The organism is Stenotrophomonas sp. P5_B8 (assembly GCF_054049855.1).
Genome location: NZ_JBFULO010000531.1, coordinates 1 through 2,231, shown reverse-complemented (window position 1 = coordinate 2,231; position 2,231 = coordinate 1). Strand labels below are relative to the sequence as shown.

The following is a 2,231-nucleotide window of genomic DNA, read 5'->3' as shown; positions in this document are numbered from 1 at the left end:
GGCCATCTGCCGAGCATGGCTCGGCACTACCCATCGCAGGCAGATCGACACCGTCTGATACACCCTCGCCGTGTCGCCACACCCGCCCCAYCCTTCACGCCCCCTTCGCCTTTTCCATTCGGCCCGGTATGCTGCCCGGACGTGAACTGGCGGATACTCAGGGCCAGAACACACTCTCATCAACGATTCCTGGAGGGGGAATATGAGTCTGGAACGTCCCTGGCTGCAGAGTTATCCCAACGGCGTACCCGCCGAGATCGACGTCAACGAGTTCCATTCGGTCTCCGCCGTCTTCGACACCTCGGTGGCCAAGTATCGCGACCGTCCCGCCTACTCCAGTTTCGGCAAGACCATCACCTACGGTGAAACCGACGCCTTGGTCGAGCAGTTCGCCGCCTACCTGCTAGGCGAGCTGAAGCTCAAGAAGGGCGACCGCGTCGCCCTGATGATGCCCAACTGCCTGCAGTACCYGGTGGCCACGTTCGGCGTGCTGCGTGCCGGCCTGACCGTGGTCAACGTCAATCCGCTGTACACGGCCCGTGAGCTCAAGCACCAGCTGGTGGACTCCGGCGCGGCGGTGATCGTGGTGGTCGACAACTTCGGCGACACCGTGCAGCAGGTCATTGCCGACACGCCGATCAAGCATATCGTCACCACCGGCCTGGGCGACATGCTCGGCGCCAAGGGCGTGGTGGTGAACTTCGTGCTGAAGTACATCAAGAAGATGGTGCCCAACTACACCCTGCGCGGTGCGGTGCGCTTCAACCAGGCGCTCAAGCTGGGCAGCCGCCACAGCCTGCCCAAGGTTGAAATCGACCACGACGACGTCGCCTTCCTGCAGTACACCGGCGGCACCACCGGCGTGGCCAAGGGCGCGATGCTGACCAACCGCAACCTGGTCGCCAACATGCAGCAGGCCTCGGCCTGGATCTCCGCCTCGGGGATCGAGATGGGCAAGGAGTGGATCATCACCGCCCTGCCGCTGTACCACATCTTCGCGCTGACGGCGAACGGCCTGGTCTTCATGAAGTTCGGTGGCTGCAATCACCTGATCACCAACCCGCGCGACATGAAGGGCTTCGTCAAGGAGCTGAAGGCGACCCGCTTCACCGCCATCACCGGCGTCAACACKCTGTTCAACGGCCKGCTCAAYACGCCCGGCTTCGATGAGATCGACTTCTCGTCGCTGAAGGTCACYCTGGGCGGCGGCATGGCCGTGCAGCGCGCCGTGGCTGAACGCTGGAAGAAGGTGACCGGGGTAACCCTGGTGGAGGCCTACGGCCTGACCGAGACCTCGCCGGCCGCCTGCATCAATCCACTGGACCTGGCCGAGTACAACGGCGCGATCGGCCTGCCGATCCCYTCCACCGACGCCTGCGTGAAGGACGACGACGGCAAGACCCTCACCCCSGGCGAAGTCGGCGAGCTGTGCATCAAGGGCCCGCAGGTGATGAAGGGCTACTGGCAGCGCSCGGAAGAAACCGCCAAGGCSATCGACGCCGACGGCTGGCTGCACACCGGCGACATGGCGCGSATGGACGAACAGGGCTTCTTCTACATCGTGGACCGCAAGAAGGACATGATTCTGGTGTCCGGCTTCAACGTGTACCCGAACGAAGTCGAAGACGTGATCGCGATGATGCCCGGCGTGCTGGAAGTGGCKGCGGTCGGCGTGCCGGATGAAAAGTCCGGCGAGATCGTCAAGGTGGTCATCGTCAAGAAGGACCCCAAYCTGACCGCCGARATGGTCAAGGAACACGCCCGCGCCAACCTGACCGGCTACAAGCACCCGCGCATCGTCGAGTTCCGCAAGGAGCTGCCGAAGACCAACGTCGGAAAGATCCTGCGACGCGAGCTGCGCGATACGCCTGCCGCGTAAACGTCCGCTTCAGTGAACCCCAGCACGCCCGCCTAGCGGGCGTTCTGCTTTCCAGCCGTAGTGACACGCCATGCGTGTCAGCAACCGCCGACCAACCACCGTCACCCCTTAAAACTTAGAGGTCGCACGCGCCCCAATAGCGAGCGCAATAAACAGGCGGCACACAATTCGCACACAGTCCATCAGCAAGGCGCGCACATGCTCGCCTGACGCGCGCCACTTTGGCGTAGCCGAAGAGCCCGGCGAAGCGCCCGTGCAGTGCCGTCGGAAGACTCGGCAAGCTGCTGCATCCGGTAAGGCCCTCGTTGCTCGTCTGCCGCAGAAACTTGGTAGTGGCTGATCAGTTTTGTGA

General features: G+C 63.3%; 1 protein-coding gene. It reads left to right on the top strand.

Annotation, left to right across the window (positions count from 1 at the left end; translation table 11 throughout):
• The first annotated feature begins 202 nt into the window (after positions 1–202).
• Entirely contained in the window at positions 203–1,879 is a 1,677-nt protein-coding gene (locus tag ACXJKH_RS18995; RefSeq protein ID WP_457321707.1) for a long-chain fatty acid--CoA ligase, read from the top strand.
• Positions 1,880–2,231 lie beyond the last annotated feature (352 nt).